Consider the following 18,088-nt stretch of genomic DNA (forward strand, 5'->3'; position numbering starts at 1 on the left):
TATAATTAACCTTATAAGTGAAGAGTAGGGTTGGTATTATTCATTTCAGGTGATGAAAAACAAGAGATTCTTCTGCAGTACACATGCTTCCAAAGAGCCCTAACAACTTTATCTATGCGAATAATGTGTGTTTACTCATTAAATAAATGATGGGAGTCTGGTTCTATGGGTTTATCATTATCAGAACTATTAACGTATCAAGATGATGGACAAATTACATTTGATGGGGCTATAAATGGCGAAAAAGCCACTTCATATCAGGACTATTTACTTGTTTTAGATGCGGTTACTCGTATTTGTGAGCATGAAGATGATGCTCCTTTATCCAAAGCCCATGTGAAAAATTTAGCTAAAGTGTTGCTGCAAAAATTTCAAGAGCATCTTCGAGAAACTCAGAGTGATTGGTACGATAAAAGCAATCCAAAGATATATACCGTAGCCAAACAGCTGGAATCTTTTGCTTATTTAACAGGGGAACAAGAAGCAATTAACTTAATATTTGCAGAATTCCCTTTATTGAAATTAGTAAAATGTGATTACGAGTCTTATCTGTATGATAACTTTCTAAATAATGACGATCCGCTTAAATTTAAAAATTTTGATCGTGATCTCCTTGTGTTACAAATGATGATTAGGGTATTGGACCCGCGTTATATCAATCAACGCAATGAACAAGTCTGCGGCGTAAATGCTTTTGTGCACCATATCGCCTTATTAAATCCATTGAAATACGTACAAATAGTAACTGAACTTGCTGCAAAGGGTGTCTGTGATCTTAAAGAGTTCGCCGGGAAAGAAGGAGTTTTACGGGTCGAAGTCACTGAAGAGGTAGCAAATAAAAAAAGCTCTGATGGAGCTACGATTCACGATGCAGATCACGTTATTTTAAATGGAATACGCTCGTCAGAAAATTCTATTGTTCACTACAGTGAAGAAGGTGCAGATCTGGCCAAAAAACTTTTTGGTGTTACTTCACATCATGAAATCAATAATTGGATGAAACAAGCTGGATATAATCATGTGTACAATATCTCCATGCATAATAGGGCGGCAATAAAGCAGTTACAATTACTTATTCACGATGGTTATATGGTTGGTTTTGCTGGCACGGGAAGTCTTGCAAACTACATTCTTTACCCAGAGGAAGGAGAACCCAAAGGTCAAAATGTTATGCAACGATTTATGGATGGTCATTTTTTTATTATTAGAAACATTGAGTTTGATGAACAAAACGATAAGGTAAATATTCGCATTATGACTTGGGGAAAAGAACAATCTGCCTCAATTCCTTTCGATGTCTGGGAAAAGAACATAGGACTTGTTGGAAGAGCTGTTGTTGGTCAAGACCCGTATATGAATATTATGTTTCGTGCAAAAGTACGGGATATAGATGATTTACAACGGAATACGTATTGTTCCCCAGAAGCATATTGTCTGTATGTGAAAAATATCATAGAGGATTCACCCGGTTATGAAAAAATTAATAAACTATTAGATCAAGCTTTTAAACATGAAAAGGGAATAGCCTGGTTGCAAGCTGCAAAAGCTATACAAGATTCTATTGAGGAATTACCAAAAGAAAAAGCACTTATGGTTCCTTCAAAAATATCTATTATCCCTCTCGTGACACCTGAAATTATAAAGAAATTCGATGAGATTCATCATATACATAGTCGTACAAGAAAAATTAGTGCTTTGGAAAATCTAGGGGCCCAAGATAACATTGAGGTCCAGCGTCAACTTATCCCATTATACGCACAAGAAGGGCAATGGGATAAAATAAAAGTATTTTTAGCTGATATTGAACGTTACAGTCATACTGATCGAGAAATAATATATGAAAGTCTGGAGTTAGGATGTTGTTTGGTGTTTGGCGAGGTAAAAGTTCCAAGGGATATAGAGGAATTAATAGAACAGAATACTCGCTTTCATTTTGAAGCAAAGGAATTAATTAGCGTATTAAGTGAGATTACCGGACTACCAAAAGGAGGCCCATTTACCTATGGGCTTAAAAGTAGATTGTTAGAGGTTGTGAATCATAGGCTTGAGGAAGAAGGCAAAGCCAAAGTTCATAATCTGAGTGGTGTTATTTTATATAAGAAAGATATTTATAATTTGGTATCATTACTTGATAAGGAAATCCATAGCATAGATCCCCCCCATAAAATAATGAGCAAAGCAAAACTAGAGGAATTTTGTATTGTTCTGATAGATAAAATTAAGAATAAAGAAGATGCGCTGCAAGATGAGGTGGATTTGCAATTTGCCTCTAACCTACACTATAAATTACCTAAAATTTTCCAAAAGATATCGGAGTTTTTTTTAAAAGTGGCTTCAATTTTTGATAAAAACTTAATAACGAACAGCATTGAAAAAACCAAGGATTTAAAAGAGGATTTGAATGGTTTTAAAGAAAATAATAACTCAGGAGAACAAGACCCCGGCATGACCCATAGTTGATAATATTTAAAGATTCGCTTATCGCTTTTTTATAATTGCCCGGACTCCGTTGCAAACACTTATAACGTTCCCAGTGTCTATGTAACAGGAGCCGGGCTAATAAAAATTGAGTAATGTATTGTCCTAATGTACTCCCGAACAAGGATTTGCTATATCACTAGTCCTTTACTCACTGCGCGCTCATTAAATTCCTTTATCAAAAATTCGATTTTTTGCCCTAATTGATTCTTTCCGATTATTTTTTCAGAAGCTTTATAAAATGTTTGAGAAAAATAAGACATGTAACCTGTATTACTTTCGTCAGATTTACGCCGTTGGATACTTTTTTCTTCAGAACTCATACTCGTTAATAATACTTTCATCAGTTCCTGGTATTCCGTATTGCTCTCATCTTTTTTAAACTGTGAATAAAGATTTCCCGCATTTTGCACATACTTCAAGATCAATCGTTTTTTTGTATCAAAAATATCTCGTTCAACTTTACTGGTAGCAATATCAAATTCTTTTTCAAGAATATATTCATATAAGAAAAATGAAAATTGATTGAACCAGGGAAGATTTCTATTATTGCCAAATAATGATATATCCTTAATTTCAGTAATTAGAGAGGGACTGTTTTGAACCAAATCATTTAATGCATTAATAAAATTGATTAGGCTGGATGTGAAAAAACTTTCATAAAGATCTGTAGTGAATGTAGTGCTATATTCTTTATTATATTCTTTGACGGCATTTACAGTTTCTTTTGATAGCGATTCAATTTCTTTTAAAATGCATTCGAAGTATGTCGAGTAATCATCATCCTCAACTTCTATTTCTTTAATCTTCTTGATTAAACATTTTGCAAATTCATTCCTTTGAATTAATAATTCAGCTTCTTTACCCTTATATGTTTTTTCATCCGCTTGCGCTTGGTAGGCATCCAGTATTTTTTGACAATACCGGTGTGTAATATCCTTAAAAATTCCCATTATCCCTCTCTTTTTTATCGTCAGAAAACCCAAAAATCATATATCTATTTCCGGGGATACCCATTTCTGTTCACCGCTTTGTTTCTTTACCAGACGCGGTAATATGCCAGTTTTGGAATTCAAAAATGAAGCTTAAAATTCGTTAAGATAGCCATAGTGCTTAATATTAACTCATTGTAAGCTACAGGAAAAGAATTGATTTTAGTTTCTTTTCTTGAGTATAAAGATTTTAGCTTGGATGCTAGAGAATGCAGATTGAACCTGCTTTATGCACAGAGCTCTGTTTAAAATTCTTCGTAAATAACTAGGATATAGAGTCCAAATGGAGATTGGTTATGCTGGTTAAATTTTTCAAAAACAAACAAATCGAGACTGATCGTGAAAATAAATATCGTGAAATTTTATGTCACGCACTGGAGACTACCATGGGAGTCTGTCTTGCCAGCACTTCTGCATTACTTATCAATCCTTTAACCGAAAAAATAGGCAAAGAGCGAAAGGCTCAATATCATGAAAATAGCTTAACCGCAGTGAGGGAAGTTGGCGAAGTGAGATTTTTTTTGCTTAAAATTGCAAAATATTGTGAGGATCAAAAGATTGATTTTCTGGATGCGACAGCACCAATAAAATATACAATTTCTGCACATAGAGCGGGGAATTGCGAACACCAAGCATTTTATTTGGCTGCATTACTAAAGCAACAAAATATCCCTGCCTTTATTTATGATATTGAAGACATTGAACATACTGTAGTTATCACAAAAAATTTTCTCCTTGACCCCTGGATAGGTGCGATTTTTTCACTTATGGAAGTTAATCTTTGTGAGTTCTATGGCTCATCGCTTAATATGAGGGCATCATCGTTGAATCAATTGTTAAGTAACAAGGAGTTCGCTTACCATAAAAAGCTAAATAAAAAGACACTGGAGTATTATTTTGCTCAAGGCGAAGAGAAGAGAATATCTTCTGGTTGCTGCATCTTTTTTTAAAATGGAGTTTGAGCGGTCGTATGACTTAAGATTTTTGGATAAATTGATTTATAGAAATATTAGAACGTAGTAAGGCAGGAATTATTTGACCTGTGCTTTCACACACCAGTTTTTTCTTGATATTTTCGAAATGTTTATCAACGGTTCGTTTTGATATTTCCAAAATATCGGCAATACGTTGTATTTTAAAACCATGATAATAAAGATAAATGATCTCTTTTTCCTTCAAGGTTAGTTGTTTTGCTGACATAAAGTTAAAAGGCAAACTATTAAAATCAAAAACGGTATCATTTACCATTTCCTGCAATTTAGTCTCTTTTTGCTTCAAAATGAACTCCTTCAAATTTAAAGAATTCCTTGAACCATGCAATTCTGCAAGTGAATTCATCTCAATGACTAAATCCTTAGGTAATATCAGTGTATTATCTTTGGTTAATAATCGTCTGCACCGAGTGGCCAGGTCTTGGCTGATGGCTTTTAATATATCTACGTTGTTAAGGGTAAAATTATTAGAGCGTTGAGAATCAGTAATCGATGCAAACGTATAGATTTCTGTATAATTGTTCTCTTTGTGGACAATGTCAAAAAAATAAGCATATTTATGATCAATTAAGACTTCTTTGATTGAGTAAGGTAGTAGCTCATCATTCATAACATCTGAAGCATATAAGGTATCCTGGGTTGTAGTTATGTTAGTAAAAATCTGCGTGGCAAATAAATCATTTTTAAAAAAAACATCAAGCAGCCATTTATCAGACATCAATTGCAGGCAACGTCCATTTAAATCATAGTAGAAGTAGCCCCAGGTAGCTATGGGGGTACTTGCAAAAATATGTTGATAGAGGCCTTCCAAGTAAGAAGTATACATTTTCATGTTATTAAAGACTTTCATCACGACGTCCAATTTAAAACACATTGACTCATTACTCTTATTATAGCTCTCTGAATCGAATATATTGCTCTTTCTCAATTCTTTACTTTTAATCTGGATGAATAATCAATAGAAAAAACAAAGTTCCTCTGGGATTTTGAAACTTTCGGGAGTGCAGAGCAAATCAAAAATAACAAGAAAGGAGGGCTTTTTGTTAATGCTAGAAGGAAAAGGTATTGGATTTAGAGGATTTTGTTTCCATATTTTCTGCAAAATCACTAAATGCGCTGACAAGCTCGTCGGGGAAGCCGGAGCTTTTAAGTAGTTCATTAAAATTACGAATTTTGGGTAATGCTTTTTCAAGTGTCTCTGAATCGATTTCTTCGTCATAATTTATTCCCTTACTCTTTGAAATAGCAATCAATAACCGCGCACTTTTAGCAGGGGCCGTCATTAAAAACTCTTGCAGAATCTGTTCTGGATTTTCTAAGGCGCTCAATTTTTGGATGAGTTGCCCTATTCTTTTTAGTTGGAAAGGGGAAATGTCTTCGCATAATTCAACAAGATCAGTTAAGGAATAGCTAATGTAATTATATTTTTCAAGCAGCAAAAGCCTCTCTACTACTTTATCATCTTCTGTGGCATCTGGTTTTGTTTGCATGTTCTCTAAACGATTTACGAATTTTAGCAAATCCAGCTGATAATAACTTCGAGCTAATCCAACATAATAAAGATCAATGAGAGCACGCCCTCCTGGTTCAGCACTGACATGTCCTGTCCTCTTAAAAAAACCATGTTCACTGCGAATGCTATTTTCACATAGCCCCCCCCTTCAATGGTCCAATATTCTTCAGCTGATGGACCAAGACTAAATCCGGAATTTTTCGGATATAGTAGTTGAATCATTGGATCATTTTCGTATTTTGGTCCTTGAAAAAAAGGACTAAAATTATACAGTGCTTTACCGGTAAGATTATGCAAACCATGAATGAGTTCATGCGCTAACAGAATAAATGCAGGCCCGCCATCAGTTAATCCATGGCCAGCAGAGGCATAGACATCTAAATCCAAAGAAGTCATTTTATCGTTAAACCGATAGTCTACACCAATAGGAATCCTTGTTGCGCCAGCTCCAGGACGGACTTCTCTTTTAAAAATGGTTTTAAAATCTTCCTCTGGCGTTATTGATTTGCGGGTATAATCTGGACTTGTTGCTGCACGTCCTTCCCGCATCATGGAACATTCAAAATTATTGCTGGGTTTTAAGATTAACTGGGCGTTTTTGGTTGCGAGTAGATAATTCAGTTTTACAATTAATTGCATCCCTTGGGGTCTGGAGGCAATTTGCATTAGGAGCGAGGTAATGTAATTAAACTCTTCTTTGCTGAGCGAATTATTTTTACTTATGTTATCTAACAGTTGATAAAAGTTGGCCCGCACAATTTCGTTAGGTTCTTTTGTTTTTAATTCAGGAAGAATATATTTTGCATTTAAGGATATAACGGCGTCATCAGGAATATAAAGTGCTGAATTTTCATGTAAACTCTTGGTTAAATCGTTATGAACTACTTGCAATTCTCGCAAAATATTTTTTATTGCCAAAATTCTTTTATAGAAAATAACTTGCTCATCTTTCGATGCATCAGGGTTAAATTGTGCATATTGCGCTTCAATTGCTTTATATGCTGCATGATTTAAATGATCAATGTAAGCAGTCCACTGCATTAATGCATGAGCATCTTCTTGAGGTAACTCCTTTAGCTGTTTAAAACCTAATGCAGCGAATCTGCTGGTAAGCTTCTCTATTTTTTCTTTCATGATCAAAACAAAATCATCAAGATTACTTTATATTATAGATGATTGTATTTTGATCGATCTGGATAGGCTCCTGGATGGAGTTAAAACAGATTTAATGGGGGATAAATATTTATAATTAACAAAGGAGTTTGCTAGTGAACTTTTTTCCTTTACTCATTTCCCCAGTTGTTCGATTTAATTTTATCGGGAGTATTGTTTCTTTAATTGCTTTAATTTATCAAAAATTTAGATATGGAATAGGAGGTTGCAGAATTTAAACCCCCATTTTTCTATCATTTATCTCATGGTGTTGTTTTTATTTTTATCTATTTTATGGCAACAATTGTTTACGCGTTTGAATGCCTTTCCGGATGGGGTGCTTAGGAATTATTCTTTTTCTACAGCGGAAAGAATTCATAAATACGTTCTTTACGCATTATTTTGATCCATTTGATTTTAGTTTTCTTTAGCGTATTGATTAAGGCAACCCAGAGAGATCTGTTTTTATTGGGTATACGATTGCTCTGGCTTTCGCTCAATTGTTTTCTAGTTACGGAAAATAAAGCGATTGCTTCCGATCAGAAATCAGCTAACGAAGGAGATTCATATGAGTCTCCTTATGTTATTTAACGAAAACTTTTTTAGGAGTATCAAAATTAAAGATTAATCCAAAAGCGACTTGTGCAGTGTTGGGATAAATTCGGGCAATCTTAGTTACTCCGCCATTAGGCTCAAACACATGACTTTTTATCTTGGTGTAATTGATTTGGCTATAATCCATCATTAATGTCCAGCGAGGATCCATCAGATTGTAACGAACTCCAGCACCATAGCGAATACCGCTGCGGTTTGATGTGGAGCTTCTGACTGTTGGATCGGATTCCCTAATTTTTACGTGACCATTTGCATAACCTACTCGTCCATAGGCCCAAAAAGAGTCTGAGAAAAAGTATCCAGGCAATATACTGATCCCTTCACTATTTGGAATTGAAAAAGTTGTTTTAAGGAAATTACTGTTTATGAGTTCGTCGTTAACCAGGGTATATTTAACTGAGCTTATATTGGCGTTGGCCTCTGCTCCCAGATAAAAGTTTTTATATCTTAAACTATAACCTCCAAATAAAGTTCCGAATTCTCCTGTCCCGGAGAAATGCTCTGTATCATAAACATTAAAAGCTCCTTCGCCCGCTGTATTGGAAATAGCTCCCAGCCTCGTTACATGAGATCGTTGTGTAAAATGAGCGCCTTCAGGTCCAACTCCTACACCAAGGTAAAGCCCTGAAAAACAAGGATTGGCTAATAATAAAGAAACAATACCGAGTAGTTTTGCTTTCCTTAACATATTATTCCTTAAAAAAATTGATGTTTATTATAGGGTTATAGTATTTCTCACTAAATAATCATAACAATTATGATTTGTTATGAATAGCCATTTTTAGAGGTTAGATGGTTTGTTTAAACCTTTCTCTATCTTCCTCATCAACACGTTCTTCTCCAAATGTATCCATCAGTGATAATTGTCTTTGTTGGTAGGCGAGCATAAGTCCATAAATACTATTAGAGGGGAGGGTGGAAAACATACCTATTTTGGGTGCTTCAATCAATTCAATCCCTTTTTCAGCAAGTTTAGCGAGTACATCAATTTTTGCTTCACTAATAAGCTTTGCTGCTTTTCTTAATAATTCAATTTTAAGCAAAGGTTCCTTTTCGATCACTATGGAATCAAAATATTCTATTTCTGTTTTGAGTAATGTAATGAATTCTTTTTTAATTTCCAATGTGCTATATAAAGTAGAATAGTTATATTGCGTGTAGAGAAGACTGGAAAGAGTTTTGAGTAATGTGTGCCAGCTTCGATCATGCAACATCCATAATATGGCATTGTTAGGAAATTCTGTATAACAATTTTGCAAATGAACCGCCCCGGCTTCCAATACGGCAATTAATTTTATTTTGAGAGTGTCGATGTCAGTCTTAAATTGGGGTAAACCTTCATGCACTCTTTCGGTTCGCAGTAAGGATATGATTTCATTTTCTATTGTTTTTGCCTGTTTATGCAAAGCAATTAAATCGACTTCTTCGTTAATTTGTTGTTTTAAATCAGTCGCTGAGTCAATGTAGTTCTGCAGTTGTTTGGTGGAAATTCCTTCGTGATTATAGATAGCAAAATAGGCCTCACAAACGCCCAGGCATACGCGATAGATACCCAGAGCACATGAAAATTGCCGCATAAAAACTTGTGCCATGGGTGTGTAGGGTTTCTCTGGTTTAAAGAGATACAGGCCCTCTTGTTCGCGAAATTCCAGCGGTAAGCCGCTCTGCAACACATGACTATCAAAAGCAGCTACAAGACTTGGATTTTGTTCTGTATCGATCATTACTTGAGCAGTCTCTACTAATTGATGCTCATCGACCAAACATTTTTCCATGCTCTTTTGAACCAGATTGAAGCTAAAAACGATTTCTTCTCCTTGGGCAACTTCAGTGAGTTTTTGTGTTCGCCCTGGATTAAAAAAATAGTCCATTAATAATTTTCTTATGTCAAACATGGCCTTACGATAGTGCTCCAGACGTGCAAAAATTGGCTGAGTTGCAGTTTTGATTTCTTGCTGGTAGCGCTCCAGTTTCCCTTCCATAAACCTTCTCCTTTTTGGTCCATTATTAATGGTTTAATTTCTACAGGTCGGCAGGTTGGGTGTCAAGGTGTTTAATTTTTCCGATAAGACTTTATTATTAAAAGAAGTTAATACTCATCCGAGTGATGATTTGATCTCGCGATTAGAGGGAATTATATTGTTCACAAAGTAAAGTTGATTTTTTTAATTTTTGGTGATTTGTTTATAAAAAAAATTGTGTCAGGGTGCAGCGTTAGCGACTGTCTGGGGAAATTGCTGGTTTGTTTTGCTATATCTGGGCTACAAGTATGATAAAAAAGATTGGAACTGAATATTTTTTTTAAGGATTGATATGGATTTTAAAGAGAAAAAGGTCATTGTCACGGGGGCTAATCGCAGTATTGGTCAAAGAATAGCCATGGCTTTTGCAGAACAAGGCGCAGATATTGTCATTAGTTACCGCAGTGATGCAACAGGTGCGGAGGAAACGGTTCAAGCGATTAAAGCAATGGGGAGAAATGCAAACGCATTTTATGCTGATTTTTCCAAAATGGACCATGTTGTAACTTTTGCCGAGCAAGCGATAAGGTTTTTAGACGGCGTGGACATCTTAGTTAATAATGCTGGAATGCTTTGTCGGGAAACGATATTTGAATTGCCCCCAGAAAAAATGCAGCAAGTTTTCCAGGTTAATGCGATTTCCCCACTTTATCTAGCGCAATTATGTGCCAAGAATATGACGGAGAAAGGAACGAAGGGGTGTATTTTAAATATTTCTTCAATCAGCGGCATTATCACAATGACTAAGGGAATTGGTTATGGTGCTTCGAAGGCCGCGCTGAATAAATGGACAAAACATGCTGCTTTAGATTTAGCACAACACGGCATACGTGTGAATACGGTTGCGCCCGGTGTTATTGAAGCGGGAATGAATGAGGATACAGCTTCCAGTAATCCGGAATTGTGGCAATATTATGTGAATAACATTCCCATGCAAAGAGCGGGAACACCTGATGACATTGCAAATATGGTTTTATTCCTTGCCTCAGAAAAAGCTAATTGGATCACAGGAAAAGTCATCGCAGTAGATGGAGGACATGTCCTCTAAGAAAACCCGTTCATCTTACATAATAATCGGATTTAGTGGTCATTTTGCATTCTCTTTGTTATAATTTATTTCATTATCGGTGATTGTGAGAATGAATCATGCAAATGAGAAGTGAACGTGGAGAAAAAGAGCGACAAGGAGCAAAATTTGTTGAATTGGTTACTAATAAAATATTGGAAGCGATGAATTGTGCCCAGCATTATCGAGTGATGCGCTCGGGATCGGACATTATTATTCGTGAAAGTACTCAAAATCCTCCAATTGAACGTAGAAAAGCAAGGGTTGAGCTAGTTTTTGCTTTTTTTCGTAAGGCAGCTGAAAAAGGAGCGTTTGAGCTAAAGAACGCTGTGATAAAAGCTGAAGTTGACGGTGAGAAAGTAAGGATTCCATGCATAAAAATTTCTCACGTAAATATCGCAAAATTTGCGCAAGCACTTGGATTAACTTCCGGCTCTGCAAAAGTGGACGAAAAAATATGGAATGTAATTCCAGAGGAGATAAGGTTACGATGGGATCGATTTAGTAGCAAGATGCAGGAGCATATTGTTCAATGTTGTACTCCCCATGCGGATGCAGGGTTGCTTCAAACCCTGAATACAGCAATATTTGGTGATTCTATGCGTTCCCCTATTGGTTTTAGCGTGCCTAAAATTCCAGTGCGATTACCCAATTCACGCTTGGAAGGTGGGGTCGGGAATGAGCTTTATGATTTAACAGAAATTCTCGCTATAAGGGAACGCCATCCACAACGACCTGAGTTACGGCGTGATCCTATTACTCGTGATTATTTTTCTCTTGATGAAGTGGTACCTGACACAGAAGTTCTGGAAAAAATCAAACAAAAAGGGATGGGTATGGGCTGATGGTTGATCAGCGTATGATAGTCATAGGAATTTCTTTAGAAGTGGGGGAGCTTTTTCTGCCCCACCTCCTTATAGTGCGGTAATCAGGCCTGCAACGGCCACAGTACCTTTTAAAATGTTCCTTGCAGCACTTACTATAGGTCGCTTGTCCAAATTATTAAAAAATGTGTATTTCCTGTCTACTTTCCTATTATTTTCAACAAAATAAATCAAATAAAGACCAAATGATCATCAAATGTATTGACTGGTAAAAATTGATCCGTAATAATAATTTTTCAACTATTGCTCAAATTGATCTTAATTTGATTTTCATGGGAATTTATAGTCAAGGAGTACGCTATGCTAACAAGCTACCACATAAGATTACTCATCGAAAAATGCCGCGAAATGGGTTGGAATGGGCTTAATAACGGTATTACTGCTTCAATTCCGCAACTTCAAATTGATATTTTAAAACCCCCGCATGATTTTTTAGGTGTCCAGGGGAATCCTGCTATCTTTGTCAACAAAAGTACGTACAAATTATTAGGGCACCTCCATAAAAATTGGGTCATGAACCAAACAATTGCTTTAAAGGTTAGCTTTTTTGAACAAACAATGATTGATATGATTGGTGAGATTATTCATGAAGCAGGGCATGCCTTTAATGTTGCAGCAAAAATTGCGAATACGGAAGCAAATGCATATATCTACGAAATCGAAGTCATACGGAAACTATTAGAAACGAAAAGCCCACTGCTGTTTGGCTGTACTTCCGGAGATATCCAATCGTTTTTTAGAAAGCGTCTTCCCTACTATAATAAAGAGGTTTCTGAGAATAAATATCTTGCGCAGCTAGTCGAAACGATAAAACAAGAATTTAAACTTGAAGATGATGTACCGTTGGAACAAAAGAGTACAAAAAGCATTTCTATTTTTATACAAGGAACCTTGTTTTCCCAGAAGCAATGGACTAAAGAAAAGGAAATTACGTTGACCAAAATGGATAGGAGTTTTTTCCCATTGAACAGTTAAATGGTAAAAATCAAATGCCAATCGTATTTGTATGCTCAAGATAGACGATGCGATTGGTAAATAGCACACTCTCTACAAAATTACCAACTCAAATTTTGCCTAAAAGAACCTCATGAAAGGAACTGGTGAATTCGTATTGATTAAGTTATTATTTATTTTCAGGGAGAAGATATCGCCCACAAAATATTATAGGAGTTTATTCCTATGAAACGTCTCATTTTATCGTTACCATTGATTCTAGTTGAGCAGTAAAGGTATATGATGCGCAAAAATCGGTTGAGTGCCATATGCAGGGATTAGACGGTACTATTTCCTTTAAAGTTAAATTTAAAGTACCCAATAAAATCGGTGATTTGCCTGAAGTTGATTTTGATTATCCAGTAACTGCAACACGATTTAGTATGCACACAGGAAATTTACTGCTTGTCGCTATGGACGACGATGAAAGGGAGCGTCCGCGAATTTTCATTTCTGCGCAATTAAACAAACAAAATCAAACGTATGAAGGGCAGTATATGGCGGATTTTGGCGGTAATCAATTGCAACTGAATAATGGTCCAGTCTTCTGTAAGTTGGAATAGAGTTAATGATTTTGTTGTGGGGCAATAGAATGATTCAATTCTTCAATCTCATCGAGAATTTTTAAAAATTTTTCTCCAAAAGGGGTAACAAAATACTCAACTCTGGGGGGAATTTCATGAAAATCTTTCTTGCCAAGAATACCGAATTCAATATTTCTTCTAAGGCATTGATTCAAAACTTTTGTGGTAAGGCCGTCAACGCGGCGCACCATTTCTCCGGGGCGGTTGACGCCTTCTCGTAAAAGAGAATAAATGGTAAGTGACCACTTACAACCGTAAATTGTTTCAACCATTGTTGCTGCTTTAAGAGGTATTTTTTGCTTCAACTTTTTTCTTCAAATAATTCAATAATGAGTACCAATAAGTACCTAGTGTACCATTAAGTACCTGCTTTTTTTAGGATTATATATTGTCCATACTCCATGGAACAAATATTTATAAACTAAAAGGGTGAAGAATATGTCCAATCAAAATTTAGCGATTATCGTGGGAGGATCCAGTGGAATGGGACTGGAAACAGCAAAAAGGCTTGCAAGAAGTGGCTTCGATCTGTTGATTATAGGAAGGGATGAACAAAAGCTAAAACATGCTGTCGACGAACTAAAACAAATTGGAGGTAAAATAGAGTATTTAATGGTTGATCTTTATGATAAAGCGCAAGTGTCACAATGCGTTATGAAAATAAAAAAAGAAGCACGTGCAATAAAACATCTGGTTAATGCTGCCGGATATTTTAAACCCATAAGCTTTTTAGACCATACTGAAGCTGATTATGATCTGCAGGTAAATCTCAACAAAGCATTCTTTTTTATTACTCAGGCTGTTGCAGCAAAAATGAAACAAAATGGAGGTGGTTCAATAGTTAATATTGGATCCATGTGGGCGAATCAGGCAGTCAAGGCTACTCCCTCTTCTGCATATTCCATGCAAAAAGCTGGACTTCATTCGTTGACGCAACATTTAGCTATGGAACTTGCAGATCACAACATAAGAGTGAATGCCGTAGCCCCTGCAGTTGTAGCAACACCTATCTACAAGTCATTTATAGCTGAAGATAAAATTGAAGCATCACTGCAGAATTTTAATGCGTTTCATCCCATTGGCAGGATAGGTAAAGTAATGGATGTTGCTAACGCCATTGAATTTCTTTTGTCAGACAAAGCAAGCTGGATCACTGGAGCAATCATCAATGTCGATGGTGGCGTCATGGCTGGAAGAAATTAAACATGTCCACGGATGTTTCTGAGAGGACCTTAAAAATTTTTATCCCATAAAATTGTAAAATTTTAAGACAAAACGTCGTTAGTGCGAAGGCAGGGAAGCATTCATCACAATAGTTCATAATTCAAATTAATCCACTGGGAATTGTTTTACTCTGTTAAGTTAATATTTCATTGCGTTTTGAGGAACAGAATATCCTATTAAGGTTTAGGATGGACATTGCAAATGGATCCCTGCCTTCGCAGGGATGCCAGAATAGTGCCCTGACTATTGTCCTTTATTCAGCTTGGATGCCTTTAAAAAATTGCAGCATTTCATAAAAGACATATGGGCCTGCATCTCGATGGTCAAGTGTGTCGCTGACTGATTGAATAAAGACGGCACTACTGTATTTTGTAAATTGTTCATAAGCAATTTCAGCTCCATGGTAAGGAACATCCCTATCTCCTTTGGTGCCAACAAGTAGTAAGGGTGCTGTTGGAGAAAAATCATAATGATTGAAATTGCTTTTCAATTTCTCTGTGTTGCTCTCTAAATGATTTAAGATAGCCTCAAAAAATTCAGGCTGAAAAATTAATGCTGGATTTTGCGGTAGTGCATCCAGTATTTCTTTGGTGGAATGGAGCCCATCAAATAATTCTGGAATGAGGGTATTGTAAGGGCTGACAAAGATTTGATTTAGAGCAGCCCAATAATTTTTATAGGTCTGCAGTGAATAGAAGAAATATGCCAAATACGCAGTAGCTCTTGGGCCCGGATCCAGCATAATAAATTTCATGGTTTCATCCCAGTCATAAGGTGCAGAACCTAAAGCAACTGCAGTAACCGGAATGTGTGGATATTGAGCGGCAAGCAACTCAAACATGACCAAAGAGGAAAATCCGCCCTCTGAGTAACCGCCAATGTATAGTTGATCATTGAGTTCGATTTTTATAATTTTGGCGAGCTCTTTGGTAGCCAGGAGCATATTGACACTGCTGCTGGCTAATGTTTCATATTGTACATAAGGATGTAGAGGTAATTCATTATCCCCTAAACCAAGATAATCGGGCATGACCGTCAGATAACCACCATGACTGGCAAACAAAGCGGGATACACATAATCGCTCTCTTTCATCCTGGAGGGAGCATCCTCATGCTTGAAGCGAGTACCATGCTGATAACTGACAATTCCTAGCTTATTTGTTACACGAGGTACAGCTACCAGGCCGGAAGCAATCGTCATCTGACCATCAGGGGCTGGAGTTTTATAGTTGATTTTATAAAGAGTCACATCATAATTTGCTTTGAGCTCATCAAGCGGCGGCATTTTTTTTAAGCTCTTCTGCGCTATCTCTTTAGAAAACGTTTCTAGATAATTGTAATTAACTAGGATTTTCTTGTCGTTATCGAGTGATTGGCTATAAGAGGTGATGCTTAAAAAGGAATAGAAAAATAAGAAGATTATTTTTTTAAAAGTGACCATAGTGTTTTATTTCCAAGTAAGTTTTTAAGATAAAAAAGAAACCAGTAATTATCAATTAAAATTGTGCTGATTATAATGATGCATTAATCAGATGGTATAAAGAAAATCATTTAAATCTGGAAGAAAGCACTCACTAATGTAAGATTTGACAACTCATAAATATGATGCCTGCGTAACCTGAGTATGCAAATGCACAACCCTTTATTTCAACCAGCAAGAACTCTTCCTGAGTTAAAAAGAAGGGAGGATAATAGGGCTTGATATGTGGCTGCAATTTGATTTCAAAAAAGTAGATTTTATCTATAAGGTATTGAATTAATATATTATAAGATATATAAAGCACTTCAAATCAAAAGATTTTTTTCCGGCTCTTTATTTTCTCTTCTCTACTCTAAAATCAATAGTGGTTTGCTGGAATCAAAATACTAGTAAACCTGTAGACATATAAGAGGATTCTGTTACCCTATATCTCTCAGGAAAATCTTTCTGATCAAATATTATCTGTATTATGTTAAATGGAGTGAACGTGATAAATTTAAAAAAAAATAGGAGCTTTTTTTTCGGCTTATTCATTGCAAACAGTACCTTGGCATTCTCTGGTACCCTAGGCAGTAGTCAAGATCTTTCTCACGGTTTTTTCGTTACTGGTGCCCCGATATATGGTTCTTTAAGCGATGAAGGAATCAATAAAACCGTATACGCTGATGTCATTACTACAAATGGTATAGTGGATGCACAACAAATACATCTTGATTCACGGTGGGGGTTTTTGGTAGGTGTAGGTTACATATTTGGTCCCCAAAGGGATTATGATGTCACATTAACGTACACTAACTTAAAAAACAAAGGATTTAATAGCGTAGAAAATCTTGGCTCCGATGCGATATTAGTTAACCGATTAAGCCAGTTAGTACAAATTAATCCATTTATAGATCCAACAGATCCTATAGTTCCAGGTGGGCGGCAAATGTTTGATGGAAGTGCCTCTGTGAGTTCTCATTATGATTTTCAAACTGCTGAACTACTGACACACCATTATTTCCAAAGTTCTTTTTTAAATAACGTACGTTTCTCACGTTACTATGGTCTTAAGGCGTCTGAGTTTAAAAAAGGCTTTTCTGCCGCATATGACGGAACAGCTGCTTTTACGGATGTTGAGTTTCAGACTTTTGAGGCACCATTAAGTAATCATATTGATTATGCAGCAAAATATTTTGGAATTGGACCTCAAATAGGCATGGGTGCTGTATGGAGTCTAAATCGTTATATTAGTGTTCTTGGCGATGTTTCTGCTTCAGTCTTAGGAGGTTCTTATACTTCCAAATGGAGTGAGGATTTAGCCACTCCCGCTGCCCTTCCCAATTTTCCTGGCGCCGTATCAACGAATGTTTACAGTTATAAGCAAGCGACTCCGACAACGCTTTGGACTTCAATTGTAGTGGGTTCGAATTTAGCGGTTGCAGCACAGATTCCTTTTAGTAATGGCAGCAGTTTTGGCATCCAGGGCGGTATCAATACTGAACAGTATTGGTCGCAAGTTAATGCAGAGTCTATACGCAGCAGCATGACCCAAAATCAAATCTATTTTGCCCAAAGATTTGCTGTTCGTGATGTATTTATTAAATTGAATTATACGTGCTAGTCTAAAAATCTGAGATCTGTAATTACATTTTTAGATTAAAAATACTTTTTAAAGTGCTCTATGATTTAATCCATAAGGGCACCTTTTTAAGGTAGCGTTGTATCGAGATTTAAATGTTGTGGAGGTAAAAATGCTAGTGAGGCAATTAGATCATTTAGCAGGTAATCTTATTTCTACCCCGAATCAAATTCATCCAACCGCTTTGATTTCTCCTGGGGCTCAAATCGACCCCAGTGTCACCATAGGTCCTTATTCTATTATTGGTGAAAACGTAAGGATTGCCCAAGGAACGTCAATTGCATCTCATGTCACTATAGAGGGTTGGACAGAAATAGGGGAACGCAATCAGATTGGCACCGGAGCGATTATTGGAGGCATTCCTCAGGATCTCAAGTTTAATGGAGAGATAAGTAAGGTATTCATTGGAAATGATAATATTATTCGTGAATACGTCACTATAAATCGCGGAACGAGAGGCGGGGGGGGGGAAA

At 36.3% G+C, this 18,088-nt stretch carries 16 protein-coding genes and 1 pseudogene; 9 read left to right on the forward strand and 8 right to left on the reverse strand.

The features are described from left to right. Positions 1–165: 165 nt before the first annotated feature. On the forward strand, positions 166–2,460 hold the full coding sequence (locus Lpar_RS05775) for a hypothetical protein (protein WP_058517026.1): 2,295 nt from the start codon (positions 166–168) through the stop codon (positions 2,458–2,460). Positions 2,461–2,609: 149 nt separating this feature from the next. Here Lpar_RS05775 and Lpar_RS05780 read toward each other — a convergent pair whose 3' ends face one another. Beyond that, positions 2,610–3,431 carry a hypothetical protein gene (locus Lpar_RS05780; protein WP_058517027.1) on the reverse strand — a complete coding sequence of 274 codons (822 nt, stop codon included), beginning with the start codon at positions 3,429–3,431 and terminating at the stop codon, positions 2,610–2,612. A 335-nt stretch (positions 3,432–3,766) separates the two neighbouring features. Here Lpar_RS05780 and Lpar_RS05785 point away from each other — a divergent pair, with 335 nt between their 5' ends. Then, positions 3,767–4,420: a hypothetical protein gene (locus Lpar_RS05785; protein ID WP_082650339.1), complete on the forward strand. Its 654-nt coding sequence runs from the start codon at positions 3,767–3,769 to the stop codon at positions 4,418–4,420. A 25-nt stretch (positions 4,421–4,445) separates the two neighbouring features. On the opposite strand, the gene Lpar_RS05790 is transcribed toward Lpar_RS05785, so the two are convergent. The 5 genes from Lpar_RS05790 to Lpar_RS05805 form a co-directional block, all read right to left on the reverse strand. Beyond that, positions 4,446–5,312 (reverse strand): helix-turn-helix transcriptional regulator, encoded by an 867-nt coding sequence (locus tag Lpar_RS05790; RefSeq protein ID WP_058517028.1) that lies wholly within the window; start codon positions 5,310–5,312, stop codon positions 4,446–4,448. 199 nt (positions 5,313–5,511) lie between these two features. Next, positions 5,512–5,952, reverse strand: coding sequence for a hypothetical protein (locus tag Lpar_RS18785; RefSeq protein ID WP_115341277.1), 441 nt, complete (start codon positions 5,950–5,952; stop codon positions 5,512–5,514). A 53-nt stretch (positions 5,953–6,005) separates the two neighbouring features. Further along, positions 6,006–7,109, reverse strand: coding sequence for a hypothetical protein (locus Lpar_RS05795; protein ID WP_115341276.1), 1,104 nt, complete (start codon positions 7,107–7,109; stop codon positions 6,006–6,008). A gap of 601 nt (positions 7,110–7,710) precedes the next feature. After that, on the reverse strand, positions 7,711–8,430 hold the full coding sequence (locus tag Lpar_RS05800; protein WP_058517029.1) for an outer membrane protein: 720 nt from the start codon (positions 8,428–8,430) through the stop codon (positions 7,711–7,713). 100 nt (positions 8,431–8,530) lie between these two features. Then, a complete protein-coding gene (locus tag Lpar_RS05805) occupies positions 8,531–9,724 on the reverse strand; it encodes a hypothetical protein (RefSeq protein ID WP_058517030.1) in 1,194 nt (397 codons plus the stop codon). A 331-nt stretch (positions 9,725–10,055) separates the two neighbouring features. Between Lpar_RS05805 and Lpar_RS05810 the strand changes: the two genes are divergently transcribed. The 4 genes from Lpar_RS05810 to Lpar_RS05825 all read left to right on the forward strand — a co-directional run bounded on the left by Lpar_RS05810 (position 10,056) and on the right by Lpar_RS05825 (position 13,269). After that, positions 10,056–10,811 carry an SDR family NAD(P)-dependent oxidoreductase gene (locus Lpar_RS05810; RefSeq protein WP_058517031.1) on the forward strand — a complete coding sequence of 252 codons (756 nt, stop codon included), beginning with the start codon at positions 10,056–10,058 and terminating at the stop codon, positions 10,809–10,811. A gap of 104 nt (positions 10,812–10,915) precedes the next feature. After that, positions 10,916–11,674, forward strand: coding sequence for an RING finger protein (locus tag Lpar_RS05815; RefSeq protein ID WP_058517032.1), 759 nt, complete (start codon positions 10,916–10,918; stop codon positions 11,672–11,674). 339 nt (positions 11,675–12,013) lie between these two features. After that, positions 12,014–12,688 (forward strand): hypothetical protein, encoded by a 675-nt coding sequence (locus Lpar_RS05820; protein WP_058517033.1) that lies wholly within the window; start codon positions 12,014–12,016, stop codon positions 12,686–12,688. Between the two features lie 287 nt (positions 12,689–12,975). Next, positions 12,976–13,269, forward strand: a complete 294-nt coding sequence (locus tag Lpar_RS05825) for a hypothetical protein (RefSeq protein ID WP_237759350.1) — start codon at positions 12,976–12,978, stop codon at positions 13,267–13,269. Between the two features lie 2 nt (positions 13,270–13,271). Here the strand turns inward: Lpar_RS05825 and Lpar_RS05830 are convergent, their stop codons facing one another. Beyond that, positions 13,272–13,595, reverse strand: a complete 324-nt coding sequence (locus Lpar_RS05830) for a winged helix-turn-helix transcriptional regulator (protein WP_237759351.1) — start codon at positions 13,593–13,595, stop codon at positions 13,272–13,274. 133 nt (positions 13,596–13,728) lie between these two features. Between Lpar_RS05830 and Lpar_RS05835 the strand changes: the two genes are divergently transcribed. Then, positions 13,729–14,493 (forward strand): SDR family NAD(P)-dependent oxidoreductase, encoded by a 765-nt coding sequence (locus tag Lpar_RS05835; RefSeq protein ID WP_058517034.1) that lies wholly within the window; start codon positions 13,729–13,731, stop codon positions 14,491–14,493. A 274-nt stretch (positions 14,494–14,767) separates the two neighbouring features. Here the strand turns inward: Lpar_RS05835 and Lpar_RS05840 are convergent, their stop codons facing one another. Next, positions 14,768–15,955, reverse strand: a complete 1,188-nt coding sequence (locus Lpar_RS05840; RefSeq protein ID WP_058517035.1) for an alpha/beta hydrolase family protein — start codon at positions 15,953–15,955, stop codon at positions 14,768–14,770. A 526-nt stretch (positions 15,956–16,481) separates the two neighbouring features. Between Lpar_RS05840 and Lpar_RS05845 the strand changes: the two genes are divergently transcribed. Continuing rightward, entirely contained in the window at positions 16,482–17,597 is a 1,116-nt protein-coding gene (locus Lpar_RS05845; RefSeq protein WP_058517036.1) for an Lpg1974 family pore-forming outer membrane protein, read from the forward strand. Between the two features lie 130 nt (positions 17,598–17,727). Continuing rightward, positions 17,728–18,088 (forward strand): annotated as a pseudogene (locus tag Lpar_RS05850) (acyl-ACP--UDP-N-acetylglucosamine O-acyltransferase); the annotation flags it as partial.

This window comes from Legionella parisiensis (genome assembly GCF_001467945.1).
GTDB classification, from domain to species: Bacteria; Pseudomonadota; Gammaproteobacteria; order Legionellales; family Legionellaceae; genus Legionella; species Legionella parisiensis.